Source organism: Frigoribacterium sp. CFBP9030 (assembly GCF_034045195.1).
In the GTDB taxonomy this organism is placed as follows: Bacteria; Actinomycetota; Actinomycetes; order Actinomycetales; family Microbacteriaceae; genus Frigoribacterium.
Map to the genome: position 1 here is coordinate 377,704 of NZ_JAXCWG010000001.1, position 25,153 is coordinate 402,856.

Here is a 25,153-nt window from a genome sequence, read left to right on the forward strand (position 1 = left end):
CTTCGGCGGCCAGGTCGTCCTCGCCGGCGAGATCATCGTCCGCCAGCGCGGCACCCACTTCCACCCCGGCGCCAACGTCGGCCGCGGCGGCGACGACACCCTCTTCGCCCTCGCACCCGGCTCCGTCGAGTTCGGCAACAAGGGCGGCCGCAAGGTCGTCAACATCGTCGCCGGCGCCTGAGCCTCCTCCGCGAGGCGCGGCACCAGCTGCGACACACCGTATGGGCGAGCGTTGCTCGCCCATACGTGTTCGACCCGGGAGTCCATCCCCGGCCCCCGAGAACCGAAATGACTGCACACCCATGGCCACATTCGTCGACCACGTCACCCTGCACCTCCGCGCCGGCAACGGCGGCAACGGCTGCGTCTCCGTCAAGCGCGAGAAGTTCAAACCCCTCGCCGGCCCCGACGGCGGCAACGGCGGGCACGGCGGCGACATCGTGCTGGTCAGCGACACCGGCGTCACGACGCTGCTCGGCTTCCACCGCGCGCCGCACCGTTCGAGCGAGAACGGCGGCTTCGGCATGGGCGACCACCGAAGCGGCACGAACGGCGAGCTGCTCGAGCTGACCGTGCCGGTCGGAACGGTGGTCAAGTCCGAAGACGGCACCGAGCTGATCGACATGGTCGAGCCCGGCATGCGCTTCGTCGCCGCGCAGGGCGGCATCGGTGGCCTCGGCAACGCGGCGCTGTCGTCGACCAAGCGCAAGGCCCCCGGCTTCGCGCTGCTCGGCACGCCCGGCTGGCAGGGCGACGTGCTGCTCGAGCTCAAGGTCGTGGCCGACATCGCGCTGGTGGGCTACCCGTCGGCCGGCAAGTCGAGCCTCGTGGCCGCGCTCTCGGCGGCGAAGCCCAAGATCGCCGACTACCCGTTCACGACGCTGCACCCGAACCTCGGCGTGGTCGAGTCGGGCGAGACGCGCTACACCGTCGCCGACGTCCCCGGTCTCATCGAGGGCGCGAGCGAGGGCAAGGGGCTCGGTCTCGAGTTCCTCCGTCACGTCGAGCGCTGCTCGGCCCTGCTGCACGTGCTCGACTGCGCGACCCTCGACCCCGGCCGCGACCCGCTGACCGACCTCGAGATCATCCTCGGTGAGCTCGAGGCGTACCCGGTGCCCGAGGGGCAGCTGCCCCTGCTCGAGCGCCCGCAGCTGATCGCACTGAACAAGGTCGACGTCCCCGACGGCCGCGAGCTCGCCGACTTCGTCACGCCCGAGCTCGAGGCGCGCGGCTACAAGGTCTTCGAGATCTCGGCGGTGAGCCACGAGGGTCTCCGCAACCTCTCGTTCGCGCTGGCCGAGGTGGTCGAGACCAGCCGGGCCGAGATCGCCGCCCGACCCGCGCCTCCTCGGCTCGTCATGCGACCGCGCGCCGTCAACGAGAAGCCGTTCGTCATCCGGGTCGAGGGCGGCACGTACGGCAACGTCTACCGCATCCTGGGCGAGAAGCCGCAGCGCTGGGTGGTGCAGACCGACTTCAACAACGAGGAGGCCGTCGGCTACCTGGCCGACCGGCTCAACACGATCGGCGTCGAGGACGCCCTGTTCAAGGCCGGCGCTCAGGCCGGTTCGACGGTCGTCATCGGGCCCGAGGGCGGCATCGTCTTCGACTGGGAGCCGACCCTCACGTCGACCGCCGAGCTGATGACCAGCGCGCGCGGCACCGACCCGCGTCTGATCAAGAACGACCGCCCGACGCGCAACCAGCGCCGCGAGGAGTACTTCGAGCGGATGGACGCCAAGGCCGAGGCCCGCGCCGAGCTGCAGCGCGAGCGCGCGTCGGGCATCTGGACGGACGACGAGGGCTTCCTCGTGAAAGAGGGCGACGACAAGGCATGAGCGACACGGCGTCGTCGGCGGACCGCCGTGAGGGCCCCCGGGTGACCGACCGGGCCGGCATCGCGTCGGCTCGGCGCATCGTCGTCAAGGTCGGCTCGTCGTCGATCAGCGGCGACAACGCCGGTCAGATCGAGCCGCTCGTCGACGCCCTCGCGGCCGCCTACGGGCGGGGCGCGGAGATCGTGCTCGTCTCGTCGGGGGCGATCGCCACGGGCATGCCGCATCTGCGGCTCGACTCGCGACCGACCGATCTCGCGACCCAGCAGGCCGCGGCCGCCGTCGGGCAGAACGTCTTGATCTACCGCTACCAGCAGAGCCTCCGGCGGTACTCGATCGTCGCCGGACAGGTGCTGCTGACGGCCGGCGACATCCAGAACCCGACCCACCGGAGCAACGCCCAGAGGGCGATGTCGCGCCTGCTCGACCTTCGCATCCTGCCGATCGTCAACGAGAACGACACCGTCGCCACCCAGGAGATCCGCTTCGGCGACAACGACCGCCTCGCGGCCCTCGTCTCGAAGCTGATCGCCGCCGACGCCCTCGTGCTGCTGAGCGACGTCGACGCCCTCTACACCCGACCGCCGCACGAGCCCGGAGCGGTGAAGATCACCGACGTGCCCTTCGGTGATCAGCTGACCGGCGTGACCTTCGGAGACGTCGGCGCCGCGGGCGTCGGCACGGGCGGGGCGGGCACCAAGGTGGCCGCCGCGCGCTACGCCGCCGAGGCGGGCACCCCGGTGCTCGTGACCTCGACGGCGAACGTCTCGCGGGCGCTGTCGGGCGACGACGTCGGCACGTTCTTCGAGGCCGCGAAACCGTAAGATCAGGGGCATGTCGCCCTCCGAAGTCGTCGCCCCCGCGTTCGTCGACAAGCTGACCGCGGCCCGGTCCGCGTCCGGCGTGCTGGCCACGGCGACGGCCGACGCGAAGAACGCGGCCCTCCGGGCCATCGCCCGTGCACTCGTGACCGCCGAGCCTCGCATCGTCGCCGCGAACGCCCTCGACCTCGAGGCGGCCGCCGAGGCCGGTCTGTCGGAGTCGCTGCGTGATCGTCTCCGCCTCGACGGCGACCGGCTGGCGGCACTCGCCGCGGCCACCGAGCTCGTCGCGACCCTCGTCGACCCGATCGGCGAGACCGTGCGCGGGCGCGTGCTGCCGAACGGCCTCCGCCTCGATCAGGTCCGCGTCCCGTTCGGGGTCGTCGGCGCCATCTACGAGGCCCGGCCGAACGTCACCGTCGACATCGCCGCCCTCGCGCTGAAGAGCGGCAACGCGGCGGTCCTCCGGGGCGGCAGTGCGGCGCTGCACACGAACGCGGCCCTCGTCGAGATCGTGCAGGAGGCGCTGGTCGGGTCGGGACTCCCCGCCGACTCGGTCGTCACCGTCGACGAGTTCGGACGCGACGGCGCCGGCTGGCTGATGACGGCGCGCGGCCTGGTCGACGTGCTCGTCCCGCGGGGGAGCGCGCAGCTGATCAGCACGGTGGTCGAACGCTCGACGGTGCCCGTCATCGAGACCGGGGCCGGTGTGGTGCACGTGTTCCTCGACGAGACGGCCGACGCCGCCATGAGCATCGACATCGTGCTCGACGCCAAGACGAGCCGGCCGAGCGTCTGCAACGCCCTCGAGACCCTGCTCGTGCACGAGTCCGCCGCCGAACGGCTGCTGCCGTCGATCGTCGCCGCCCTGCACGAGGCCGGCGTCACCGTGCACGGCGACGAGCGGACCCAGGGGCTCGTCGCGGGCGTCGTGCCCGCGACGGACGACGACTGGGCGGCCGAGTACATGAGCCTCGACCTCGCCGTCGCCGTCGTCGCGGACCTCGACGCGGCCATGGCGCACATCGACCGCTGGTCGACGCGTCACACCGAGAGCATCGTCACCAACGACCACGCCAACGCCGAGAGGTTCCTGGCCGAGGTCGACAGCGCGGTGGTGATGGTCAACGCCTCGACGCGGTTCACCGACGGCGGCGAGTTCGGCTTCGGCGCCGAGGTGGGCATCTCGACCCAGAAGCTGCACGCCCGAGGGCCGATGGGACTCGGCGAGCTGACGAGCACCAAATGGATCGTGCGCGGCAGCGGCCAGGTGCGCGGCTAGACTGTCCCGGATCGTCCTCTCGAAACGGAGTACCCATGCTCGACGTCACACTGCTCGCCGCGGCCCACGAAGAACTCGCGCCCCTGCTGGCGCCCCCGGTCGTGATCTCGCTGGTGTTCGGCGTCTTCTTCCTGTTCCTCGGCTACGTCGTGTGGAGCTACCGCGACGTCGCGAACCGAAGCCCCCGCAAGGCGAAGACGCAGGAGCACAAGGCCGGGCCCATCGACGAATACGGCCACCCCGAATCGCACTGACGCGAGAGACGGACACCATGGTCGCGGCGGACAGCCCGATGTCGTCGTCGGGCGCGACGTCGACCGGTGACGAGTCGTCGGATGGAGGCGCGACCGAGTCGGTCCGTCGACCCCGCGTCGGCATCATGGGCGGCACGTTCGACCCCATCCACCACGGCCACCTCGTCGCCGCCAGCGAGGTGGCGTCGTCGTTCGACCTCGACGAGGTGCTGTTCGTCCCCACGGGTCAGCCCTACATGAAGACGGGTGTCACCGACGGCGAGCACCGGTACCTCATGACGGTGATCGCGACCGCGTCGAACCCGATGTTCACCGTCAGCCGGCTCGACATCGACCGGCACGGGCCCACTTACACGATCGACACCCTGCGCGACGTCCGGGCCCAGCGACCCGACGCGCAGCTCTTCTTCATCACAGGCGCCGACGCCGTGGCGCAGATCCTCGACTGGAAGGACGTCCAGGAGCTCTGGGACCTCGCGCACTTCGTCGCGGTCTCCCGGCCGGGTCACGACCTCACCGTTTCCGGATTGCCCGAGAGCGACGTAAGCTTGCTCGAAGTCCCCGCGCTGGCCATCTCGTCGACCGACTGCCGCGCTCGGGTCGCCCGAGACTCCCCGGTCTGGTACCTGGTCCCCGACGGGGTCGTCCAGTACATCTCCAAGCACCACCTGTATCGGAGCGTTGCATGAGTTCGTCCGACGGCCAGCCGCCTCTCACCCGACGGCAGGTTCGAGACCTCGAGCGTGCGCGCGAGGCGGGCCAGGCGATCACCGGCGCCGTCCCCGTCGGCGCCCCGTCGTCGTCTCAGACCGCCGCTCCGGCGTCGATGCCGACGCCCGCCTCGGCTCCCGAGCCCTCGTCGGCTCCGAGTCCGGCGGCGCCCGCATCGGCTCCTGAGCCCGCATCGGCTCCTGAGCCCGCGTCGGCTCCCAGCCCGGCCAGCCCGGACTCGGCTCCCGAGCCCGCAGTCGCGCCGGCGTCGGCCCCCGACCCCGTGTCGTCAGCCGACCAGGCACCGGCCTCCGTCCCGGCCCCCGGCTCCGTCTCGTCGCCCGAGCGTGGACTCACACGCCGCGAGCTGCGGGCGCTCCGCGAGTCGCAGTCGGGCCGGCCCGCCGAGCCCGTGCCGCTCCAGGCTCCCGGGCCCGAGCCGCGCCGACCCCTCTCCGAGGCGCTCAGCACCGTCGACGAGTTCATCGCGCCGGGTGGCGCATCGGGTGTCGGTGGCGACCACGACTCCTCCGTCGCCGACTCGTCCCCGCTCCCCACGCCCGCCGGTCAGAACCCGTCGGGGCCCGTCGACGGGGCGACCGACGGCGATGCCGACGACTCGACCCGCGCCTCCTCGGGGCAGACCCCCGCGCTGCGGCCCGCGTCGTTCGAACGCCGCGACGACTCCGCGCCGGCGGCTCCCGCCGCTGTGCGCCCGATCGTCCCGACCGTCCCCGCGTCGGCGCCCGAGTCGAACGGCCTCGTGCCGCCCGTCGGCCACTGGACGAGTCAGAGCGCGGCGCCCGACGACGAGACGGCTCCCGGTCGCGCGCTCGGCACGCACACCGGGCAGACGAACGCGCTGATCCTCACCGATCAGCAGATCGCCGACGTCACCGGGGCGCTCAACGCGACCGGCGAGATCATCATCACCGGGTCGATCGACCTGCCGCGGAGCCTCGGCGCGACGGGGTCGCAGGCCCGTGTCGACAACGCCGACATCGACCGCCTCCTCGAGCAGGGCGACGCCGAGAACGCCGAGACCGACGCCGTGCCCGTGCGGGCCAGTCGGGCCATCAGCACCCACACCTCGACCCGGGCCGTCGTGCTCGCGGCGTCGCAGCCGAAGTCGAGTCGACTGCCGTTGTTCCTCGGCATCGGCGGGGGCATCATCGGAGCAGGTATCATCGGTGTGGTCGTCGCGGGTTTCGCGACGGGCATCCTGGGTCAGTGACCCTCGTCATCCTCCGCACCACCGACACGTAAGGCATCCGTGACAGCCACTCCTCGCGCCATCGAGCTCCTGCAGATCGCGGCCCGCGCCGCCGACGACAAGCAGGCCGACGACCTCGTCGCGCTCGACGTCTCCGAGCCGCTGCCTCTGACCGACATCTTCCTGCTGGCCTCCGGTCGAAGCGAGCGCAACGTCGTCGCGATCGCCGGCGAGATCGAAGACAAGATGCTCGAGGCCGGCGTCAAGACGCTCCGTCGCGAGGGTCGCGCCGAGGGCCGGTGGATCCTCCTCGACTTCGGCGACATCGTCGCGCACGTGTTCCACGACGAAGACCGTCAGTACTACTCGCTCGAGCGTCTGTGGAGCGACTGCCCCACGATTCCGATCGAGTTGCCCGAGCCCGCTCAGAACGAGGCGTGACGCGCCCCGTCCCGTCGAACACCGAGAGGTGAAGGAGACACCGCATCGCGGCGTGTCGTTCACCTCTCGCATGTCTCGGGCCGGATCCGCGACGGGCGGAGCAGGCCGAGGAGGCGCCGGGCGGTGGTCAAAGTGGGCCGTGTTCAGCACCGCTCGATTTCTGTAGTAGGGTTGACGAGTTGCTTCGCAAGGGGCACGACAAGCAAGACAACTGAACATGGGTCTGTGGCGCAGCTGGTAGCGCACCTGCATGGCATGCAGGGGGTCAGGGGTTCGAGTCCCCTCAGATCCACCAACACCGAAAGGCATCCGCTCAGCGGGTGCCTTTCGTCGTTTCACCACGGCGTCACCATTGCGCAGCCGGCATCGCCCCCGATCTCTTTCTGGGAGCGCTCTGCATATCCGCTCCACGCCTCCGGGCGCGACGGTAGAACTGATGCATGAGCAACGACCAGCCCGGCACCGGCAGCACACCCGAACCGAACGCGACCCCCGCCTCCCACGAGCCGGACCCCCAGGCGCGACCCGAGGTGACCGCGCCCGCCCCCGACACTCGTCCGCGTCCGGCCTACGGTGAGTACGCGCCGACGCCCGCGGCCGGTTCCGAGCCGCAGCCCGGGCGGACTCCGGCGACGCCGCAGCCCGGTCAGGCCCAGGTGCCCGGTTCATCCGCCCCCGCCGGCCCTGCCGTCCCTCCCGTCGCCGGGCGTCCGACGACCACCGAGGGCACGCCCGGTCCGCGCGGCACCGGGGCGTTCGCCGGCGCCGGTCACCCGCAGACGCTCGCGACGTTCACCCGCTACGAAGACGCGCAGTCCGCGGTCGACCTGCTCTCGGATCAGGGGTTCCCGGTCGAGAGCGTCTCCATCGTGGGTCACGACATCCGCACCGTCGAGAACGTCTCCGGTCGTCTCACCAAGGGAGGGGCCGCTGCACGCGGCGCCGGGGGAGGTGCCTGGTTCGGGCTCTTCCTCGGTCTCCTCTTCGGTCTGTTCGCCACGAACGTCGCCTTCATCGGCATCCTGCTGATCGCCGTGGGCGGCGGCGCCCTCTGGGGTGCCCTCTGGGGCTTCGTCGGGCATGCCGCCCTGCGGGGACGTCGCGACTTCGCGTCGACCAAGACCATGGAGGCCGGCAGCTACGAGGTGCTCGTGCGCGGCGAGCTCGCGACGCAGGCGCACCAGCTGCTGTCTCAAGGTCGGGGCATGACGCCGTAGTCCGACCCAGCTGCACCACAGGGCGGCCCGTCGCATCCGTGCGGCGGGCCGCTCGTGCGTCAGGACATCGCTTGGTGTGCGAATCATTGGTACACTAACTGATCGTGAGCCCGAGACGAGATGACCGCGAACCCCGCAGCTACGAGCACGGCAGCCGCTTCGGCGACCTGATCGAGGGGCTCAACCGGCGTCTGCGTCCGTACATCGGCGGGGCGCAGCTCGGGCTCAAGAACGAGGCGCCCCTCGTGCCGCCCGTCCACGGGGGAGCCTGCCCGCTCTGCGGCCACCCGATGGACGAGCACGTCGTCGACCGCTCCGGTGTGCGGACGATGCTGCACTGCCCGGCACCGCAGGCCGAGCGGTGACCACGCCCATCGCTCAGGCGGTGCCGACCGGCCCGCCCGCGGCCGATCGTCCGCAGGTCGACCCGCTCGCCCTCGAGAGTCAGATCTGCTTCGCGCTCTCCGTCGCGTCCCGCAGCGTCGTCGCCGCCTACCGCCCGGTGCTCGAGCCGCTCGGGCTGACGCACCCCCAGTACCTCGTGATGCTCGCCCTCTGGCAGGGCCCCGCGCTCGCCCTCAAAGACCTGGCGACGGCGCTGCGTCTCGACCCCGGCACGCTCTCGCCGCTGGTCAAGCGGCTCGAGGCGCAGGGGCTCGTGACGAGGAGGCGCGGGTCGACGGACGAGCGCACGCTCGCCATCGCACTCACCCCCGCCGGTGCCGCCCTCCGGGCCGAGGCCGAGTCGATCCCGGCGCGGATGATGGAGCGCCTCGGGGTCGAGCGCGACGAGCTGGTGGTGCTGCACCGGACCATGTCGAAGCTGATCGCCGCGGCGGAGGGCTGACCCGCGCCTCCTCGGCGGGGTCAAGGCGCGCCGGGCGACGACGCCGCGACGGGCTCAGCGGAGGGGGAGCGGTGCGTGCGCGTCGCGGGACCAGCTGACGGCGAGCGAGTCGTCGAGCGTGCGGATGGCGAGCTCGGAGCGGAGGGAGTCCTCGAAGTGACGCGCCGATCGCTCGTCGGCCACGACGACGTCGAGCCGCAGCGAGCCGACCTCGTCGGTGACGAGCACGGGGCCGTCCGAGAAGCGCACGAGGTACTGGTGCGCGGCGATCGGGAGGCTCTCGTAGTGGCTGCGGAGGCTGCGCTCGAGCAGGCGCACGGAGTCGCTGCCGGTGGTCGGCGTCACACGGGCGCTCATCGCGATCATGCGGGCATGCTGCCCTGCCGAGGCGTCCACGGGGTGAACGGGACGTGTCGGGCCGGCCGAGAGTCATCCGCGGGTGGGCGGGAGTCACCCGGTCCCCTTCTTGGGGGACCGGCTCCGCGGGCGATATCGTCGCCTCTGGCGGAACCCGAACCCGCCACCCGTCAGGAGAACACCCCCCATGAACCGACTCACCGGCATCGTCGCCGTGGCAGCGATCCTGTCTCTGGGGGTGGCGGCCCCGGCCGTCGCAGCCCCCTCGGGCACGAACAGCACCAGCAGCACGAGCAGCACCAGCAGCGCGAAGGGTTCGACCGGCCCGAAGACCGCGACCGCGGCGAAGACCGCGACCGGCCCGAAGACCGCGACCGGCCCGAAGAAGAAGGCCGTCGTCAGGGCCCCCTCCGCCCCGCGGTCGGTCACGGCCACCGCGGTCGGGGCGACCTCCGTCGACGTGGGCTGGAAGGCCCCGGCGTCGTCCGGCTCGCCGGCCCTCGCGGGCTACTCGGTCACCCTCGTCTCGGTCGGCGGGCACGCCGTCGGACGGACGATCCGAGTCGGCCCGACGGTGCGGACCGCTCGCATCACCGGGCTGACCCCCGGCAGCCGCGCGCGTCTCGAGGTCAGGGCGCGGAACGCGTCGGTCTCGAGCGTCGCCGCCGCGGTGTCGTTCACGCCCGCGACCGCGCCCGTCACCCCCGTGGACGAGGGGACCGCCGTCTTCGCCGTGACGAACGGACGCATCGTGGTGTTCCCGACCGTCGACTCGTCGCCCCTCGACGTCGCTGCGGCGCCGGCCGCACCCGGCGGCTACGACGTGGCCGCGAACGGCGACGTCACGGTGCTCGACTCGACGGCCGGCACTCTCGTCCGGTACCCCTCCACCCGGGCGGCCCCGGTCACCCTGGCCACCGGGCTGGCGGGTTCCGACGAGCTGCATGTGTCGCCGAAGGGCGTCGCGTACCTGCTCACCGCCTCGGGCGCGCTCGTCGAGTTCGGCGTCGACGGCACCCGCCGCACGGTCGCCGAGTCGTTCCCCTCGGCGCCCCTGCAGCTGACCGTGCGGGCGAACGGCGACGTCGTCGTGCTGTACACCAGCGTGCTGCGCACCTACCCGGCCGGCGGCGGCGCCCCGGTCGAGAGCACCTTCTCGCAGGGCACCACCCGTCTCGCCGACCTCGTCGCCGGCGCCGGTCGCACGAACTACTTCGAGGCCAACAGCGGCGGCGCCGTGGGTCTCCAGTTCTGGTCGACGGACGACGGCTCCGGCACCTCGGGCGGCAGCCCGTCGCTCACCGACCGCACCATCTACGCCGCGGGCGGTTACGGTCTGAACGGCTCGTTCTACTCGCTGCAGGCGACGACGTTCTGCTTGCCGCAGGGCGCGAATCGCCCGCCGTGCACGGCCGACCTCGCCACGAAGGACGTCGCCGTCACCTCGCCGAGCGGCGTCCGCACGGTGGTGCCCGCCACCGGTCTCGCCCTGCAGAGCCAGACGCGACCCGGCAGCATCGCGGCCGACGCCGACGGGGTCCTCTTCGTCGGGCTCGCCAGCGGTGCCACCCCCGGGCTGTGGAGCATCGCCCCCGCAGGAGGCGCGGCGCAGCTGGTCGAGGAGGGCGCCTTCACCGACGTGCAGGTGATCGACTGACCCCTTCGGCGCGTCGTCTCAGAGGCCAGGGGCCGCTTCGCGCTCGTCGTCGAACTCGGCCACGGTGGCCGTGATCAGCGCCTGCGCGGCGGCGAAGGCCCCGTCGGCGTCGCCGTCGGCGAGGGCGTCCGCCAGGGCGTGGTGCCGGGCGGCGCTGGCGGGGGTGTACTCGGTGATGGTGAAGCGTCGCTCCTCGGTGCGGGTACGCAGCAGCGCTTCGACCGTCGTGGCGAAGTGGCCGATGACGGCGTTGCCCGAGCCGTGCAGGATCGCCGAATGGAACGCGATGTCGGCCTCGAGGTACTTCCGCCCGTCGCCCTCGACGCCGGCTTCGACCATCGCGCTGGCCGCCTGGCGGACGAGCGCCGCCTGCAGGGGGTCGAGCCGCCCCGCGCTGAGGCGGGCGGCCACCGGTTCGAGGCCGAGTCGCAGCTCGAGCAGCTCGCGCATCTGCGTGTGGTACTCGGGCCCGCGGCCGCGCCACACGATGATCTGCGGGCTCATCAGATCCCACGAGGCGCGGGGGAGCACCTGGGTGCCGACCCGCTGGCGCGGCTCGACCATGCCGAGCGACTGCAGCACCCGGAGCGACTCGCGCAGCACCGAGCGGGAGACCGAGAATCGGACGGCGAGCTCGTCGAGGTTCACGATGGACCCCGGACCGAGTCGACCGTCGACGATCTCCTGACCGAGGACGTCGACCACCTGAGCGTGCAGACCGCGCTCACGGGATGACTGGAGTCCGGGCGTCATCGTCAGCTCCTGGGATCGGGGCGAGGGCGCCTTGCCGGGTGGGTCGCCCTGTGGCAGACTCCATAAATCTGATTTATCAGCATCGATCAGATCGACTCGCGCCTCAAGACTGCCAGATCGACGGGTGGCCGGCGCGAGGCCCCGCCCGTTCGAACCCGCACCATCCCCCTGACGACGAGGTCGCGACGACGCGTCCTCGAAAGGACGCGACAGCATGACCCCCAGCGCTGCGGCACCCGCCGCCCCCACCACTCCGAGCAGCGAGACGCCCGTGTCGGCAGGCGGGGTCGTCTGATGGCCGTCGTCGAGAACGCGGGTCGCGCCTCCTCGGGGCCGTACGCCACCGATCCCGTGCTGGTCGTGATGGGCGTCTCCGGCTCGGGCAAGTCGACGCTCGCCGCGATGCTCGCCGAGCAGCTCGGCTGGGACTTCTACGAGGGCGACGACCTGCACCCCGACGAGAACGTCGCCAAGATGGCCGCGGGCACGCCCCTCGACGACGACGACCGGGCCCCCTGGCTCGACACGGTGTCGTCGTGGATCATCGAGCACGCCATGGCGGGCGTGCCGGGCGTCATCACCTGCTCGGCGCTGAAGCGCAAGTACCGCGACGTGCTGCGCGAGCACAACGTCGTCTTCGTCTACCTCCGGGGCACCCGCGAGATGCTCGGCGACCGCATGGCGTCGCGCGAGGGGCACTTCATGCCGAGCGCTCTGCTCGACTCCCAGGTCGCCACGCTCGAGCCGCCGCAGGCCGACGAGCGGCACGTGGTCGTCGACGCGGGGCGCGCACCCGCCGAAGAGGTCGACGACGTCATCCGGCTGCTGGGTCTGACGCGCGCCTGAGCGGGGCCGAGCGGGGCCGAGGCGTCCGCCCGCGCGGGGGACCGGCTGGTCGTCGGCCCCCTCGGGGTCAGGCGGGTGCGCCGGCCAGCGCCGCCACCGAGACGACCGTGGCCTGGTCGCGGTCGAGGTCGATGACCGCGAGGTGATCGAGGATGAGCACGGCGCCGACCGACAACGCCGCCTGCCGGGTCGCCGTGACGTGCGGTCGATACCCCGCGCCGTTCCGATCGGGGTCGTCCGCGGCCCAGCCGATCGACTCGAGCGCGGCGAGCAGGCTGGTGTGCAGCGCGGTCAGCAGCTCGGGCTCGACCAGGGCGACCGGCGTGTCGCTGTCGCGCCCGAACCGGGCCGTGGCGCCGATCGCCGTGGGGATGGGCTGGGTGCCCGCGGCGACGCCCGCGACGGCCTCCTCGACCGCGTGGCGCCCCGACAGGGCGGTGAACGGCGGCACGACGGTGGCGTGCAGCGGCAGGCGCCCGACGGTGTGGCGGTCTCCGACGACGAGGGCGTCGATCGGGGCGATGATGGCGTAGTGCGGCACGTCCGTCACGCTACGCGCGGGCCCCTGCGCGGATCGCCGACGGCGGCCCCGTCGGGGGACACGTCAGGAGGCGCGGGCCGGGCCCGTCGACCCCGGCGTACGACCGCTCGCCGCGCGGGCCCGTGCCGTGTCGCTGCGCGGACCGACCGGGACCGAACGCGTCGCCTGCGCGAGACCCGACACGGTGCTGTCGACGTACATGCTCTCGGCGCGGTCGACCACGAACGTCTCGTGCCAGATGCCGACGGCGCCCGGGGCCGAGCGGGCGCGACGGTTGAAGGCCGTCCAGGCCGGGCGGTGCGCCTGATCGGGCGAGCTCGCGTAGGCGTAGAGCTTCTCGAGCGACGTCCAGTACTGGACGAGCACCGGACCGCCGCGGCCGATCGTGACGCGGAAGCCGGCGAGGCCGCTGTCGGGGTCGCGCATGAGCTCCGTGAGCATCGGCGTCATGGCGCGGAAGACGGGCAGCCAGCGGTCGGGTCGCCACCAGCGGTTGACGGTCATGCCGATCAGGAACACCACGAGCTCGCCGTCGTGCTCGTGCGTCGTGCGGCTCGGCTTGGGCTTGACTCTCGTCATGGTCTCTCCTTAGATGGATAGTGCGGCTCTCCAATAATGGAGAGTCCCGCTATCCAATGTCAAGGGGAACCGTGCGCATCTCCCAGCTGGCCGAGACGACCGGGGTGCCGGTCGCCACGATCAAGTACTACCTGCGCGAGGGTCTGCTGCCCGAGGGCGAGCGCACGAGCGCCACCCAGGCGCAGTACGGCGACGACCACGTGCGCCGCATCCGGCTCGTCCGGGCCCTCGTGGGCGTCGGCGGCCTCAGCGTCGCGACGGCGCGCAGCGTGCTCGAGCAGCTCGACGCCGAGCACGACTCGGTCGCCGAGATGCTCGGAGTCGCCCAGGGGGCGGTGACCCCGACCGCCGTCGACGGGCTCGACGTCGGTCGCGCCCGTGCCCTCGTCGACGGCTGGGGGTGGACGATCGACCCCGGCTCGCACGACGTCCTCGCGGCCCTCGAGGTCGCGATCTCCGGGCTGGAGGCGGCCGGCTTCGATCTGCCCGACGGCCGGCTGGACGGCTACGCCGAGGCCATGGCGACGGTCGCCGAGGCCGAGATCGCCGGCATCCCGGTCGACTCGGTCGACGCCGCCGTGCAGTACGTCGTGCTCGGCACGGTGCTCGTCGAGCCGCTGCTGCTCGCGCTCCGTCGCCTGGCCCAGCAGGACGCCTCCTGGCGCCGCTTCGGGGTCTGACACCGCGCCTCCTGCCGGGCGTGGGGCGGCTCGTCCGTCGACCGGGCGGGATGTCAGGAGGTGCGGGCCCCGCCCCGCAGACCGACGAACGAGACGACCGCGCTCGCCCCGAGCAGCAGGGCGACCACGACGACGACGCGATGGAACCCGTCGACCGTCAGCGCGCCTCCGGCGATGACGCCCAGGAACGCGACCGCGACCAGCCCGGAGACCCGTGAGATCGCGTTGTTCACGGCGGAGGCGATCCCCGACTGCGCGGCCGGGATCTGCGACAGCACCGTCGAGGTGAGCGGTGCGACCGTCACTGCCAGACCGAATCCGAACAGGACGACGCCCGGCACGATCTGCCACCAGACGTCGATCGGCTCGCGGACGAGCAGCATCCAGAGGAACCCCGCCGCCGTGATCAGGGGCCCGACGGTCATGAACGGGCGCGGGCCGTGCCGGGCGGCGAGGGTGCCGAACAGGGTCGAGAACAGCAGCGACACGATCGTGGTGGGCAGGGTCACCAGCCCGGCGAGCGTGGCCGAGAGCCCCGCGAGCTCCTGCACGACGAGCGGGATGGTCAGCGTGCCCAGGTTCAGGGCGGAGTAGACGCCCACGGTGGCCAGGTTGCCGACCGTGAAGGCGCGGGTGCGGAAGAGCGAGAGCGGCATCATCGGGGCGGGGGCGCGGCGCTCCCACCAGACGAAGGCGACCAGCGCGGCGAGGCCGACGGCCAGCGGCACGACGACGAACCAGGCGCCGAAGCCGACCCGCTGCCCCTCGATCAGCGCGAAGACCGGGCCGGCGAGACCGACCGCGGCGAGCACGGCGCCGATCGCGTCCACGCGCGGGGGAGCACCGACCGAGCCGCGGTGCGCATCGCCGGGGAGGCGCGTCATCAGCAGCAGGGTCAGCACGACGGGCACGACCACGACGGCGAACACCCAGCGCCAGCCGATCGTGTCGACGAGGGCCCCGCCGGTCAGCGGGCCGATCAGGAACGCGACGCCCGTCCAGGCCGTCCAGCTGCCGATGGCCCGGCCCTGTGCCGGGCCGCTGAACGTCGACGTGATCAGCGCGAGACTGCTCGGCACGAGCAGCGCCGCCGCCACGCCCTGCAGAGCGCGCGCGGCGATCAGCAGACCGGGGTCGGGCGCGAGGGCGGCGAGCACGCTCGTGACGGCGAACGCGATCAGACCGGCCCGCAGCACCCGCACGCGGCCGAAGGTGTCGCTGAGCGAGCCGGCCACGAGCATCAGCGAGCCGAGGGCCAGCAGATAGGCGTCGACCACCCACTGCTGCAGGGCGAGGTCGGCGCCGGCGGTGGCCCCGGTGCCCGAGCCCGCGAGCTCGCGCGCGATGGCGGGCAGCGCCACCGTCACGATCGAGCCGTCGAGGAACGCCACGAACGACGCCAGCACGGCCACGACGAGGACGACGCGCCGGCCGCGCAGGCTCGCGGCGTCGTCGCTCGGGGCCGGGGGAGGTGTGCTCATGCTGCACTCAACACCCGGAGGACCCCGAGTGATACCCCGCCCTCACCGTACGCCGCCACGAACTCGACATGCCGCCACGCGATTCGGTGGCGGGATGTCGAGTTCGTGGCGGTGTGGCGGTGTGGCGGCGGCGGGAGGCGCGGGCCGGGTCGCGCAGACCGCACGCCGCGCCACTCACCCCTCGCGGACGACGTCCTCTGGCGACTTGTCCGGGCGCCAGCCGCGCCACGAGGGCTGACGCAGCCGCCTGGTCGAGGTCCACTCGGCGATCGACACCTCGCCGACCCGCGACGGCGTCACCCAGTGGGCGTCGCGCGCGTCGGCCGGCGGCACGCCGACCAGCGGGCTGGTCTTGCGCTCCGCCGCGCGCAACGACGGCAGCAGCTCGTCGAGCTCGCGGTCGGTGAAGCCGGTGCCGACGCGCCCGACGTACATCAGCCCCTCGTCGCCGGGCACCCCCATCAGCAGCGAGCCGACCCCGTCGGCCCGACGCCCGGCACCGGGCCGCCACCCGGCGATCACGACCTCCTGCGTCTGGTGGTGCTTCATCTTGATCCAGGCCCTGGACCGCCGCCCGACGCTGTACGCGGCGTCGCGGCGCTTGGCGACCACCCCCTCGAGCCGGAGCCGCTCCGACGTCGCGACCGCCGCCTCCTGATCGCCGTCGAACGCCGGGGGCACGTCGATCGTCCCGCCCGAGTCGACGATGCGCGTCAGCACCTCGCGCCGATCGTCGTACGGGTCTCGCACGAGCGACCGGCCCTCGGCCCGCATCACGTCGAAGAGCAGGTACCGGACCGGCGCCTCGGCGGCGACCCGGGCGATGTCGCGCGGGCGGCTCAGCCCCATGCGGCGCTGCAGCAGGCCGAAGTCGGGGCGACCCTTCTCGTCGACTGCCACGATCTCGCCGTCGAGGACCGCGCCTCCCTCGCTGTCGACCCGCTCGGCGAGCTCCTGCAGCTCGGGGTAGGCGGGGGTGAGGTCGTTGCCGTTTCGGCTGGTGAACGTGACGGCTCCGTCGTGCACGATCGCGACGGCGCGGATGCCGTCCCACTTCATCTCGAACGCCCAGTCGCCGTCGGCCAGGTCGTGCGCGTCGCCCGTCGTGGCGAGCATCGGTGCGACCGGGTCGGGCGCGGTTGCGGGTGCGGGTGCGTGTTCGGGTGCGGGTAACTCCTGCTTCCCGTCGCGAGCCGAGGAGGCGCGGCCCGACTTCCCGGGGGAGTCGCCGCGCGAATGCGACACCCGTGAGGAGTTGCCGACGCGCGAGCCGCCGCCGCTGCTCTCGCCGCCGCCGCTGCTCTCGCCGCTGCCGCTGCGGCTGCCGCTCTTACCGTTGCCGCTGCCGCTGCCGCTGCCGCTGCCGCTGCCGCTGCTGCCGCCACCGCTCTTGCCGCCGCTCTTCGCGCTGCCGTCGGCGTCGTCCTTCATGCGGTGGATCAGCCAGTTCGACTCGGCGCGCCCACCGCCGTGGCCCGTGTGGATCAGCGCGACGCGTCGGGTGCCGCGCTGCTCGCCGTGCAGCACGACGATGACCTCCTTCCCCTCCCGCCACTTCTCGAGGTCGTACTCGCCCGAGTCCCAGATCGTGACCTCGCCCGCGCCGTACTCGCCTTTCGCGATGGTGCCCTCGAAGGTGCCGTACTCGAGCGGGTGGTCCTCGGTCTGGACGGCGAGGTGGTTCGCACCCGGGTCGTCGGGCTCGCCCTTCGGCAGCGCCCAGCTGACCAGCACACCGTCGTGCTCGAGGCGGAAGTCCCAGTGCAGCGAGCTGGCGTGGTGCTCCTGGATGACGAAGCTCGTGCCGTCGGTCGAGGCCGGGGCCTCGGCGGGCACGGGCTCGGCGGTCTTCGACGCGTCGCGCTTCGAGCGGTAGACCTCGAGGCGGTCGCGGGTCTTCTCGGACGGGTCGTGGTCGGGGGCCTCGGTGTTGCGGAAGTCCTCGCCCAGCTCGCCCGACGGCACCGGCACGTGCGCCGACACGTCGGCCAGGGGGTCGCCACGCCGCTTCAGCCGCGAGAGCACGTCGGTGTACTCGAGCTGCACCAGCGACTTCGAGGCGAGCTCGCGCCAGGTGCGCGGCATCGCGACGGTCGGCCGCGTCCGCCCACGGAGCGAGTACGGAGCGACCGTCGTCTTGTTGCCGTTGTTCTGCGACCAGTCGAGCAGCACCTTGCCCCGGCGGTCGGCCTTGCCCATCGTGCTCAGCACGAGGTCGGGGTGATCGGCCTCCATCGCGCGGGCCAGCTCGTGGGCCACCTCGCCGACCTGGGCGCTGGTCTGCTTCCCGTCGAGCCGGGCGTAGAGGTGCACGCCCTTGCTGCCGCTGGTCACGGGCATCAGCTCGAGTCCCATGCCCTCGACGATGGGCCGCAGCAGCTTCGCCACGGCGACGCACTCGGCGAGGCCGACGCCTTCGCCCGGGTCGAGGTCGAGCACCAGCCGGTCGGGGTTCCGCTGCGCCCCCTTCGGGCCGAACCGCCATTGCGGCACGTGCACCTCGAGCGCGGCGACCTGCGCCAGCCAGGTGAGCGTCGCGACGTCGTTCACCATCGGGTAGACGTTGGCGTGGTCCTTGTGCTCGATGGTGTGCCGGGCGACCCAGTCGGGCGCGGAGTCGGGCAGGTTCTTCTCGAAGAACACCTCGCCGTCGACGCCGTTCACCCAGCGCTTTCGGGTGGCCGGCCGACCCTCGACGTGCGGGAGCATCCACTCCGCGACTGCGGCGTAGTAGCCGAGCACGTCGGCCTTGGTCGTGCCGGCGTCGGGATAGAGCACCTTGTCGAGGTTCGTCAGCTGCAACCGGTGCCCGCCGACCTCGACCGTCTCGCCGCGTCCCTTGCCCGCCATCGCGCGCCTCCTCGTGTCGTGTGGTTCTCGTTCTACCCGGCTGCGGCGGGTCCGTGTCGTCGGGGGCGGGGCGGCGCCGACCCCCCGCCCGCCACGGGGGCCCGCCCCCTCGGCCGCGGGCCGCCACCCCGCACGAGCGGGAGGACGGGCCGTGGTGGAACGACGGAGCCGAGGAGGCGCGGTGTCAGACCGCCGGCATCGCTCCGGCGATCGTGATGGTCGCGCCCGAGGTGTAGCTCGACTCGGGGCTGACCAGGTGCACGTAGGCGGCGGCGAGCTCGGCCGGCTGGCCGGGGCGGCCGAACGGCGCCTGGCCGCCGAACTCCGACACCGTCTCGGCGTCGTCGGAGCCGGGCTGCAGGGGGGTCCAGACCGGGCCCGGGGAGACCTGGTTGACGCGGATGCCCTTGGGCGCCAGCTGCTGCGCGAGACCGGCAGTGAAGACGCCGATGGCGCCCTTCGTCAGCGCGTAGTCGATCTTGTCGGGGCTCGGCTGGGTGCCCTGCACCGAGCCGGTCGTCACGATCGACGAGCCGGGCTCGAGGTGGGGGATGGCCGCCTGGGTCAGCCAGAACAGCGAGTAGACGTTGGTCTTGATGGTCGAGTCGATGTCCTCGGTGGTGAGCGTGAGGATGTCGTCGTTGCTCTTCATCCGGCCGGCGACCATGACCAGGGTGTCGAGCCCACCGAGCTCGTCGACGGCGGTCTGCACGAGGTCGCGGCAGTACTGCTCGTCCGAGATGTCGCCGGGCACGAGCACGGCGCGGCGGCCCTCGCCCTCGAGCAGGTCGCGCACCTCCTCGGCGTCCTCCTGCTCGCTGGGCAGGTAGCTGAGCACGAGGTCGGCGCCCTCGCGGCTGAGCGCGATCGCGGCGGCGCGACCGATGCCCGAGTCGCCGCCGGTGACGATGCCGCGGAAGCCGGTGAGGCGCTCCTTGCCGACGTAGCTGGTCTCGCCGTGGTCGGGCTTCGGGTCCATCTTCCAGGCCTCGCCCGGCAGCGACTGCTCCTGCTTCGGGAACGGCGGGGCGGGGTACAGGTCGACCGGGTTCTTCTTGTCGTATTGGCTCATGCCGTCCACGGTGCTCGCACCGCGCCTCCCGCGCTCACGGGGTGTACCCCGCAGACGGGCATTCGGAGGCCATGCGGAGAAAGATGTCGGGCATGCGATCGATCTGGAAGGGCGCGATCACGTTCGGGCTCGTGAACGTGCCCGTCAAGCTGTACAGCGCCACGGAGGACCACGACGTCTCTCTGCACCAGGTGCACGACGCCGACGGTGGCCGCATCCGGTACCAGCGGAAGTGCGAGATCTGCGGCAAGGTCGTCGACTACGAGCACATCGACAAGGCGTACGACGACGGCGACCGCACCGTGGTGATCACGGGTGACGACCTGAAGTCGCTGCCGGAGGAGAAGTCGCGCGAGATCGACGTGCTCGAGTTCGTGCCCAGCGATCAGCTCGACCCGATCATGTTCGACCGCAGCTACTTCCTCGAACCGGACGGCACGTCACCGAAGGCCTACGTGCTGCTGCGCCGGACCCTCGAGGAGACCGACCGCACGGCCATCGTCCACTTCTCGCTGCGGCAGAAGACCCGGCTCGCGGCCCTGCGCGTCCGCGGCGACGTGCTGATGCTGCAGACGCTGCTCTGGGACGACGAGGTGCGGGAGGCGCGGTTCCCGGCGCTCGAGAAGCAGACCCGCATCAGCGACAAGGAGCTCGACATGTCGTCGTCGCTCGTCGACTCGCTCAGCGACGACTTCGAGCCGGCGGATTTCAGCGACGACTACCAGGAGGAGCTGCGCCAGCTGATCGACGCGAAGCTGGAGGAGGGCGAGTCGCTCGACACCGACGCCACCTTCGGCGAGAAGCCGGAGGACGACGACGAGGGCGGCGAGGTCATCGACCTGATGGAGGCGCTGCGCCAGTCGGTCGAGAAGAACCGGTCGGGCGGACATCGCAAGCCCGCGAAGAAGCCCGCCGCTGCCGAGAAGCCGGCCGCCTCGTCGTCGACATCGAAGCCCGCGGCGAAGAAGTCGCCTGCGAAGAAGCAGTCCGCGAAGAAGGCGACTTCGGGGTCGACATCCGGAGGGGCGGGTTCCGCGGCGAGGAAGAAGCCCGCCTCGTCCACCTCCGACAAGAAGGCGGCCCCGAAGGAGAAGGCCGGCTGACCGCGACGGTCAGTGTTCGCGGAGCGCCTCGATCAGGTCGGCCTTCTTCAGGTCGGAGTAGCCGGTCACGCCCAGTTCCTTCGCGCGTCCCCTGAGCTCCTCCACCGTCCAGTCGTCGTACGAACCGGACTTCCCGCCCTTGGCGGCCACCTTCTTCTCGCTGCTGCCCTTCTGGGCGGCGGCGTTCGAGATGCGCGCAGCCTTCTCCTTCGACGCCCCCTCGTCGCGGAGCGCCTCGTACATGTCGGGGTTCTTCAGCTGCGGGGGAGTCTCGTCCTTCGGCGTCATGCGCCCGACCGTACGCCCGGCGCGGCGGCTTGTCTCACGCCTCAGGCGCCGAACTGCCAACCGGTCACGTCGGGGTGGTCCTCGCCGTGCTCGTACGCGTACGCCCGGGCGGCCTCGCGGCGCGACTCGAAGTCGGCCACCAGCTCGGGGTGCTCGTCGGCCAGCCCCGGCACGCGGTGCAGCACGTCGAGCACCAGCCGGTACCGGTCGATGTCGTTGAGCATGGCCATGTCGAAGGGCGTGGTCGTGGTGCCCTTCTCCTGGAAACCCCGCACGTGCAGCTCGTCGTGGTTCGTGCGCCGGTAGGTCAGCTGGTGCACGAGCGACGGGTAGCCGTGGAAGTCGAAGACGACCGGCTTCGAGGTCGTGAAGAGCGCGTCGAAGTCGTCGCTCGTCAACCCGTGCGAGTGCTCGCGGACGTCCTGCAGACGCATGAGGTCGACGACGTTGACCACGCGGGTGCGCAGCGACGGCAGCACCTGACGCAGCAGATCGGCGGCGGCGACGGTCTCGAGGGTCGGCACGTCGCCGGCGCAGGCCAGCACGACGTCGGGGTCGACGCCGTCGACGGGCGTGCCCTCGGTGCCGGCCCACTCCCAGATGCCGACGCCGCGGCGCACGTGCTCCTCCGCCTCGGCGAGCGACAGCCACGCGGGTGACTCCTGCTTGCCCGCCACGATGACGTTGACGGTGTCCGTGGTGCGGAACGCGTGGTCCGCGACGGCGAGCAGCGTGTTGGCGTCGGGGGCCAGGTAGATGCGCACGAGGTGCGCCTGCTTGTTGACCACCACGTCGAGGAACCCCGGGTCCTGGTGCGAGAACCCGTTGTGATCCTGCCGCCAGACGTGCGACGACAGCAGGTAGGTGAACGACGAGATGGGGGCGCGCCAGTCGATCTCGTCGGCGCTCTCGAGCCACTTGGCGTGCTGGTTGAACATCGAGTCGACGATGTGCACGAACGCCTCGTAGGTGTTCAGCAGCCCGTGCCGCCCGGTCAGCAGATAGCCCTCCATGAGCCCCTGCAGGAGGTGCTCGCTCAGCACCTCCATCACCCGCCCGCTGCGGGCGACGTGCTCGTCGTCGGGCCAGACGTCGGCCGACCAGACCCGGTCGGTCACGTCGAACACCGGGTCGAGTCGGTTCGACACGGTCTCGTCGGGCCCGAACAGCCGGAACGTCGAGGGGTTGTCTCGCACGATCTCGGCCAGCCACCGGCCGAGCACGCGCGTGGCCTCGGCCTGCGTCCGGCGATCGTCCGACGTCTCGACGGCGTGCCGGCGGTAGTCGGTCAGGGTGAGATCGCGACGCACCAGCCCGCCGTTCGAGACGGGGATCGCGCTCATCCGCTTCTCGCCCTCGGGCCGGAGATCGCCGAGCCAGGCGACGGGGCGCCCGTCGTCGTCGAAGAGCTCGTCCGGTCGGTACGAGCGCATCCACGCGTCGAGCTGCTCACGGTGCTCGTCGTTCTCGCGGACCCCGCTCAGCGGCACCTGGTGGGCGCGCCAGGTGCCCTCGATGCGCTCTCCGTCGACCATCGCGGGCCCCGTCCAGCCCTTCGGGGTCTTGAGCACGATCATCGGCCAGCGGGGGCGCTCGCCGCCGTCGCCGGTGCGCGCCTCCTGCTGCAGCTCGTCGATGCGGGCGAAGGCCCGGTCGAGGGCCGCCGCCATCCGTTCGTGCACCCGCATCGGATCCTCGCCGTCGAAGCCGCCCGCGACGACGATCGGGTCGTGACCGTAACCGCGCATCAGCTCGAGCAGCTCGCTCTCGGGGATGCGCGAGAGCACCGTCGGGTTGGCGATCTTGTAGCCGTTGAGGTTCAGGATCGGCAGCACGGCGCCGTCGTGGCGGGCGTCGAGCAGCTTGTTCGCATGCCAGCTGGTGGCCAGCGGCCCCGTCTCGGCCTCGCCGTCGCCGATCACGCAGACGGCCACGAGATCGGGGTCGTCGAGCACGGCGCCGTACGCGTGACTCAGCGAGTAGCCGAGCTCGCCGCCCTCGTTGATCGAACCGGGCGTCTCGGGAGCCGCGTGCGACGGGATGCCGCCCGGGAACGAGAACTGCTTGAAGAGCCGCTGCAGCCCCCGCGCGTCGGGCGTGATCTCGGGGAACAGCTCGGAGTACGTGCCCTCGAGGTACGTGTTCGCCACCATGGCGGGCCCGCCGTGCCCCGGGCCGCAGACGTAGAGCAGATCGCGGTCGTCCCGGCGGATGACGCGGTTCAGGTGCGCGTAGACGAAGCTCAGCGCCGGAGACGTGCCCCAGTGACCGAGGAGGCGCGGCTTGATGTCGTCGCGCGCGATCGGCCGCGTGAGCAGCGCGTTCTCCATCAGGTAGATCTGCCCCACGGTGAGGTAGTTGGCGGCCCGCCACCACGCGTCGACGAGAGCGAGCTCGTCTTCGGCGGCTGTCGGGACGGGGGTGGGTGCGGGGCTGCTCATGGGGCCTCCTTCTGGTCGTCGGTCGCGTCGGTGCTCAGCTCGTGGATGGTGATGGCGGCGTTGACCAGCGCGAGGTGGCTGAGGCCCTGCGGCATGTTGCCGAGGAACTGGCCGTCGTCGGCGCTGATCATCTCGGTCATGAGACCGAGGTCGTTGGTCTGGTCGACGAGCTCGTCCATCAGGGCCACCGCCTCCTCCTGCCGGCCGACGCAGGCGAGGGCGCTCGCCATCCAGAAGGCGCAGGCCACGAAGGTGCCCTCCTCCTGGTGGACGTCGCTGTAGCGGAACACCAGCGGCCCCGCCCCGAGCTCGCGGCGGATGGCGTCGATGGTGCTCGACATGCGCTCGCCGCGGTCGAAGCCGCTGGGGGCATGCAGCAGCACCGAGGCGTCGAGCTTGTCGCTGCCCGGGTACATCACGTACGCCCCGAGCTCCTCCGACCAGCCGTGCTCGTCGATCCACTCGACGATGAGGTCGCGGTTCTTCTTCCAGTGCTCGAGGTCGTCCGGGTCGGGGTGCATCTGACCGATCTCGGTCAGCCGCAGCGCCGAGTCGATCGCCTGCCAGCAGCCCATCTTGCTGCTGACGTAGTGCTGCTCGTCGCCGAGCTCCCACATGCCCGAGTCCTTCTCCTGCCAGCGACGGCAGGCGTCGTCGGCGAAGCTCGCGAGGAGGTCGCCGGTCGAGACGTCGAGGATGTTCCCGTCGTCGGCGTACTGGCTCATGATCGACAGGATGTCGGCGAAGGTGCCGAGCTGCAGCTGCTCACCGGCCGGGTTGCCCTTGTAGACCGGCCCGATGCCGCGCCAGCCCTCGGATCCGGTCTCGTGCGTGCCGTCGGGCACGGTGCCGTCGAGGTTGAGGAAGATGTGCATCGTGCGGCCGTTGGCCTTGAGGGCCGAGAGCATCCACGACACGGCCGCCTGGGTCTCCTCGCGGAGGCCGAAGCGGACGAGGGCGTTCACCGTGTAGGCGAGATCGCGCACCCATGCGAACCGGTAGTCCCAGTTCTTGTCGCCGGTGAAGTTCTCGGGCAGCGCGGCGGTCGCCGCCGCCGCGATCGCGCCGGAGGGGCTGTAGATGAGGAGCTTCAGGGCGAGGGCGCTGCGCTGGACCTGCTCGGCCCAGGGGCCGTCCCAGTTGAACTCGTCGGACCAGGTCTGCCAGTTGCCGATGGTGCGGTCGATCCCCTGGTCGACGACGTGCGGATCGGGCAGGTGCAGGGGTTCGTCCTCGACGCCGCAGAGGCACAGGAGCGAGCGCGACCCCGGCTCCGTCGTGAACTCGCCCCAGAAGCGGTGCGGGCCCCCGTGCGTCTCGCCGTCGCCCGGCTCGGTCGAGTCGATGCGGCCGTGGCCGAAGCCGACCAGGGCGATGTTGATGTCGGCCGCTCGGAGGACGGGCCCGTGCAGCGTGTCGAACCGTCGGATCGGATGCGTGCCGAACGTGTTGCCGGGCACGACGGCCCAGCGCATGTCGACCGAGCCCTCGACCCCGTCGATCCGTCGGGCGAGCTCGGCCCAGGGGAGTCGACCCGCGATGCCGGTGACCAGGGCGTCGGTCACCTCGACGACGCCCGTGGAGGTGCGGAAGCGGGTCACGAGGACGTTGGTGTTCGCGACGTACCGGCGCTGCACCTCGAAGTCGTCGTCGACCGGCCGCAGCTCGATGCGACCGCCCTTCCCGGCGTCGACGATGCCCGAGAACACGGGGTCGGAGTTCAGCTCGGGCATCGGGAGCCAGTCGATCTGCCCGTCTCGGGCCACGAGGGCGACTGTCCGGCCGTCGCCGATCGCCCCGTACGACCGCAGGGCGATGTAGCCGTCTTCTCGGGGCTCGGGTCGGTGCCACTCGCCGGCGGCGCGCGCGGCTCCGGGGTCGGTG

Annotated in this window: 25 protein-coding genes and 1 tRNA gene; 16 read left to right on the top strand and 10 right to left on the bottom strand. The window is 71.9% G+C overall.

From position 1 onward, the window contains the following. The 12 genes from SOM13_RS01725 to SOM13_RS01780 all read left to right on the top strand — a co-directional run. The coding region (locus SOM13_RS01725) for a 50S ribosomal protein L27 (RefSeq protein ID WP_320478734.1) at positions 1-181 on the top strand (181 nt) is incomplete at its 5' end. 121 nt (positions 182-302) lie between these two features. Continuing rightward, positions 303-1,838 carry a GTPase ObgE gene (obgE, locus tag SOM13_RS01730; protein ID WP_192060019.1) on the top strand — a complete coding sequence of 512 codons (1,536 nt, stop codon included), beginning with the start codon at positions 303-305 and terminating at the stop codon, positions 1,836-1,838. After that, positions 1,835-2,659, top strand: coding sequence for a glutamate 5-kinase (gene proB, locus SOM13_RS01735; RefSeq protein WP_192060021.1), 825 nt, complete (start codon positions 1,835-1,837; stop codon positions 2,657-2,659). Before obgE ends, proB begins: the two co-directional genes overlap by 4 nt. A gap of 10 nt (positions 2,660-2,669) precedes the next feature. Further along, on the top strand, positions 2,670-3,938 hold the full coding sequence (locus SOM13_RS01740; RefSeq protein ID WP_192060024.1) for a glutamate-5-semialdehyde dehydrogenase: 1,269 nt from the start codon (positions 2,670-2,672) through the stop codon (positions 3,936-3,938). A 35-nt stretch (positions 3,939-3,973) separates the two neighbouring features. Then, positions 3,974-4,192, top strand: coding sequence for a hypothetical protein (locus tag SOM13_RS01745; protein ID WP_192060026.1), 219 nt, complete (start codon positions 3,974-3,976; stop codon positions 4,190-4,192). Positions 4,193-4,230: 38 nt separating this feature from the next. Next, a complete protein-coding gene (gene nadD / locus SOM13_RS01750; RefSeq protein WP_320478791.1) occupies positions 4,231-4,881 on the top strand; it encodes a nicotinate-nucleotide adenylyltransferase in 651 nt (216 codons plus the stop codon). Further along, the gene (locus tag SOM13_RS01755; RefSeq protein ID WP_192060028.1) at positions 4,878-6,137 is read left to right on the top strand and encodes a hypothetical protein; all 1,260 of its coding nucleotides are present in this window, start codon (positions 4,878-4,880) and stop codon (positions 6,135-6,137) included. Before nadD ends, SOM13_RS01755 begins: the two co-directional genes overlap by 4 nt. 39 nt (positions 6,138-6,176) lie before the next feature. Further along, complete coding sequence (gene rsfS / locus SOM13_RS01760; RefSeq protein ID WP_192060030.1) at positions 6,177-6,557, top strand: ribosome silencing factor; 381 nt, start codon at positions 6,177-6,179, stop codon at positions 6,555-6,557. Between the two features lie 219 nt (positions 6,558-6,776). Then, positions 6,777-6,852 (top strand) — tRNA-Ala (locus tag SOM13_RS01765). A gap of 145 nt (positions 6,853-6,997) precedes the next feature. Continuing rightward, complete coding sequence (locus tag SOM13_RS01770) at positions 6,998-7,774, top strand: general stress protein (protein ID WP_244636932.1); 777 nt, start codon at positions 6,998-7,000, stop codon at positions 7,772-7,774. A 104-nt stretch (positions 7,775-7,878) separates the two neighbouring features. Then, a complete protein-coding gene (locus SOM13_RS01775) occupies positions 7,879-8,139 on the top strand; it encodes a hypothetical protein (RefSeq protein WP_192060033.1) in 261 nt (86 codons plus the stop codon). Between the two features lie 20 nt (positions 8,140-8,159). Beyond that, positions 8,160-8,621 carry a MarR family transcriptional regulator gene (locus tag SOM13_RS01780; protein ID WP_320478792.1) on the top strand — a complete coding sequence of 154 codons (462 nt, stop codon included), beginning with the start codon at positions 8,160-8,162 and terminating at the stop codon, positions 8,619-8,621. Positions 8,622-8,675: 54 nt separating this feature from the next. Here SOM13_RS01780 and SOM13_RS01785 read toward each other — a convergent pair whose 3' ends face one another. Next, positions 8,676-8,987, bottom strand: coding sequence for a hypothetical protein (locus tag SOM13_RS01785; RefSeq protein WP_192060035.1), 312 nt, complete (start codon positions 8,985-8,987; stop codon positions 8,676-8,678). Between the two features lie 178 nt (positions 8,988-9,165). On the opposite strand from SOM13_RS01785, the gene SOM13_RS01790 reads away from it, so the two are divergent. Further along, positions 9,166-10,635 carry a fibronectin type III domain-containing protein gene (locus SOM13_RS01790; RefSeq protein WP_320478735.1) on the top strand — a complete coding sequence of 490 codons (1,470 nt, stop codon included), beginning with the start codon at positions 9,166-9,168 and terminating at the stop codon, positions 10,633-10,635. Positions 10,636-10,653: 18 nt separating this feature from the next. On the opposite strand, the gene SOM13_RS01795 is transcribed toward SOM13_RS01790, so the two are convergent. After that, positions 10,654-11,388 carry a FadR/GntR family transcriptional regulator gene (locus tag SOM13_RS01795; protein WP_192060039.1) on the bottom strand — a complete coding sequence of 245 codons (735 nt, stop codon included), beginning with the start codon at positions 11,386-11,388 and terminating at the stop codon, positions 10,654-10,656. 294 nt (positions 11,389-11,682) lie between these two features. Here SOM13_RS01795 and SOM13_RS01800 point away from each other — a divergent pair, with 294 nt between their 5' ends. Further along, entirely contained in the window at positions 11,683-12,234 is a 552-nt protein-coding gene (locus SOM13_RS01800; protein ID WP_192060041.1) for a gluconokinase, read from the top strand. 67 nt (positions 12,235-12,301) lie between these two features. On the opposite strand, the gene SOM13_RS01805 is transcribed toward SOM13_RS01800, so the two are convergent. Next, a complete protein-coding gene (locus SOM13_RS01805) occupies positions 12,302-12,775 on the bottom strand; it encodes a 2'-5' RNA ligase family protein (RefSeq protein ID WP_192060043.1) in 474 nt (157 codons plus the stop codon). Positions 12,776-12,838: 63 nt separating this feature from the next. Continuing rightward, positions 12,839-13,354: a DUF4188 domain-containing protein gene (locus SOM13_RS01810; protein ID WP_320478736.1), complete on the bottom strand. Its 516-nt coding sequence runs from the start codon at positions 13,352-13,354 to the stop codon at positions 12,839-12,841. A gap of 71 nt (positions 13,355-13,425) precedes the next feature. Here SOM13_RS01810 and SOM13_RS01815 point away from each other — a divergent pair, with 71 nt between their 5' ends. Next, positions 13,426-14,034: a MerR family transcriptional regulator gene (locus SOM13_RS01815; protein WP_320477991.1), complete on the top strand. Its 609-nt coding sequence runs from the start codon at positions 13,426-13,428 to the stop codon at positions 14,032-14,034. A 53-nt stretch (positions 14,035-14,087) separates the two neighbouring features. Here the strand turns inward: SOM13_RS01815 and SOM13_RS01820 are convergent, their stop codons facing one another. From SOM13_RS01820 to SOM13_RS01830, 3 genes are all read right to left on the bottom strand, one after another. Further along, a complete protein-coding gene (locus SOM13_RS01820; RefSeq protein WP_320478737.1) occupies positions 14,088-15,515 on the bottom strand; it encodes an MFS transporter in 1,428 nt (475 codons plus the stop codon). Positions 15,516-15,689: 174 nt separating this feature from the next. After that, the gene (locus SOM13_RS01825; RefSeq protein ID WP_320478738.1) at positions 15,690-18,365 is read right to left on the bottom strand and encodes an ATP-dependent DNA ligase; all 2,676 of its coding nucleotides are present in this window, start codon (positions 18,363-18,365) and stop codon (positions 15,690-15,692) included. 184 nt (positions 18,366-18,549) lie between these two features. Further along, positions 18,550-19,437 carry an SDR family oxidoreductase gene (locus SOM13_RS01830; protein WP_192060053.1) on the bottom strand — a complete coding sequence of 296 codons (888 nt, stop codon included), beginning with the start codon at positions 19,435-19,437 and terminating at the stop codon, positions 18,550-18,552. 92 nt (positions 19,438-19,529) lie between these two features. On the opposite strand from SOM13_RS01830, the gene SOM13_RS01835 reads away from it, so the two are divergent. Next, on the top strand, positions 19,530-20,540 hold the full coding sequence (locus SOM13_RS01835; protein ID WP_320478739.1) for a Ku protein: 1,011 nt from the start codon (positions 19,530-19,532) through the stop codon (positions 20,538-20,540). Between the two features lie 9 nt (positions 20,541-20,549). On the opposite strand, the gene SOM13_RS01840 is transcribed toward SOM13_RS01835, so the two are convergent. Genes SOM13_RS01840 through SOM13_RS01850 form a run of 3 tightly spaced genes read right to left on the bottom strand, consistent with a single transcriptional unit; the run spans position 20,550 to position 25,086 of the window. Then, positions 20,550-20,828 (bottom strand): DUF7218 family protein, encoded by a 279-nt coding sequence (locus tag SOM13_RS01840; protein ID WP_320478740.1) that lies wholly within the window; start codon positions 20,826-20,828, stop codon positions 20,550-20,552. Positions 20,829-20,869: 41 nt separating this feature from the next. Further along, positions 20,870-23,269: a phosphoketolase family protein gene (locus SOM13_RS01845; RefSeq protein ID WP_320478741.1), complete on the bottom strand. Its 2,400-nt coding sequence runs from the start codon at positions 23,267-23,269 to the stop codon at positions 20,870-20,872. Then, complete coding sequence (locus tag SOM13_RS01850) at positions 23,266-25,086, bottom strand: glycoside hydrolase family 15 protein (RefSeq protein ID WP_320478793.1); 1,821 nt, start codon at positions 25,084-25,086, stop codon at positions 23,266-23,268. The genes SOM13_RS01845 and SOM13_RS01850 overlap by 4 nt, the downstream gene beginning before the upstream one ends. Between the last annotated feature and the right edge of the window lie 67 nt (positions 25,087-25,153).

Bases quoted from the DNA above. Each gene is read 5' to 3' on its own strand.
- SOM13_RS01745 (WP_192060026.1), top strand. From the start codon at position 3,974: ATGCTCGACGTCACACTGCTCGCCGCGGCCCACGAAGAACTCGCGCCC.
- SOM13_RS01825 (WP_320478738.1), bottom strand. From the start codon at position 18,365: ATGGCGGGCAAGGGACGCGGCGAGACGGTCGAGGTCGGCGGGCACCGG.
- SOM13_RS01800 (WP_192060041.1), top strand. From the start codon at position 11,683: ATGGCCGTCGTCGAGAACGCGGGTCGCGCCTCCTCGGGGCCGTACGCC.
- SOM13_RS01830 (WP_192060053.1), bottom strand. From the start codon at position 19,437: ATGAGCCAATACGACAAGAAGAACCCGGTCGACCTGTACCCCGCCCCG.
- obgE (WP_192060019.1), top strand. From the start codon at position 303: ATGGCCACATTCGTCGACCACGTCACCCTGCACCTCCGCGCCGGCAAC.
- proB (WP_192060021.1), top strand. From the start codon at position 1,835: ATGAGCGACACGGCGTCGTCGGCGGACCGCCGTGAGGGCCCCCGGGTG.
- SOM13_RS01845 (WP_320478741.1), bottom strand. From the start codon at position 23,269: ATGAGCAGCCCCGCACCCACCCCCGTCCCGACAGCCGCCGAAGACGAG.
- SOM13_RS01790 (WP_320478735.1), top strand. From the start codon at position 9,166: ATGAACCGACTCACCGGCATCGTCGCCGTGGCAGCGATCCTGTCTCTG.
- nadD (WP_320478791.1), top strand. From the start codon at position 4,231: ATGTCGTCGTCGGGCGCGACGTCGACCGGTGACGAGTCGTCGGATGGA.
- SOM13_RS01840 (WP_320478740.1), bottom strand. From the start codon at position 20,828: ATGACGCCGAAGGACGAGACTCCCCCGCAGCTGAAGAACCCCGACATG.
- SOM13_RS01755 (WP_192060028.1), top strand. From the start codon at position 4,878: ATGAGTTCGTCCGACGGCCAGCCGCCTCTCACCCGACGGCAGGTTCGA.
- SOM13_RS01740 (WP_192060024.1), top strand. From the start codon at position 2,670: ATGTCGCCCTCCGAAGTCGTCGCCCCCGCGTTCGTCGACAAGCTGACC.
- SOM13_RS01770 (WP_244636932.1), top strand. From the start codon at position 6,998: ATGAGCAACGACCAGCCCGGCACCGGCAGCACACCCGAACCGAACGCG.
- SOM13_RS01810 (WP_320478736.1), bottom strand. From the start codon at position 13,354: ATGACGAGAGTCAAGCCCAAGCCGAGCCGCACGACGCACGAGCACGAC.
- SOM13_RS01795 (WP_192060039.1), bottom strand. From the start codon at position 11,388: ATGACGCCCGGACTCCAGTCATCCCGTGAGCGCGGTCTGCACGCTCAG.
- SOM13_RS01785 (WP_192060035.1), bottom strand. From the start codon at position 8,987: ATGATCGCGATGAGCGCCCGTGTGACGCCGACCACCGGCAGCGACTCC.
- SOM13_RS01835 (WP_320478739.1), top strand. From the start codon at position 19,530: ATGCGATCGATCTGGAAGGGCGCGATCACGTTCGGGCTCGTGAACGTG.
- SOM13_RS01820 (WP_320478737.1), bottom strand. From the start codon at position 15,515: ATGAGCACACCTCCCCCGGCCCCGAGCGACGACGCCGCGAGCCTGCGC.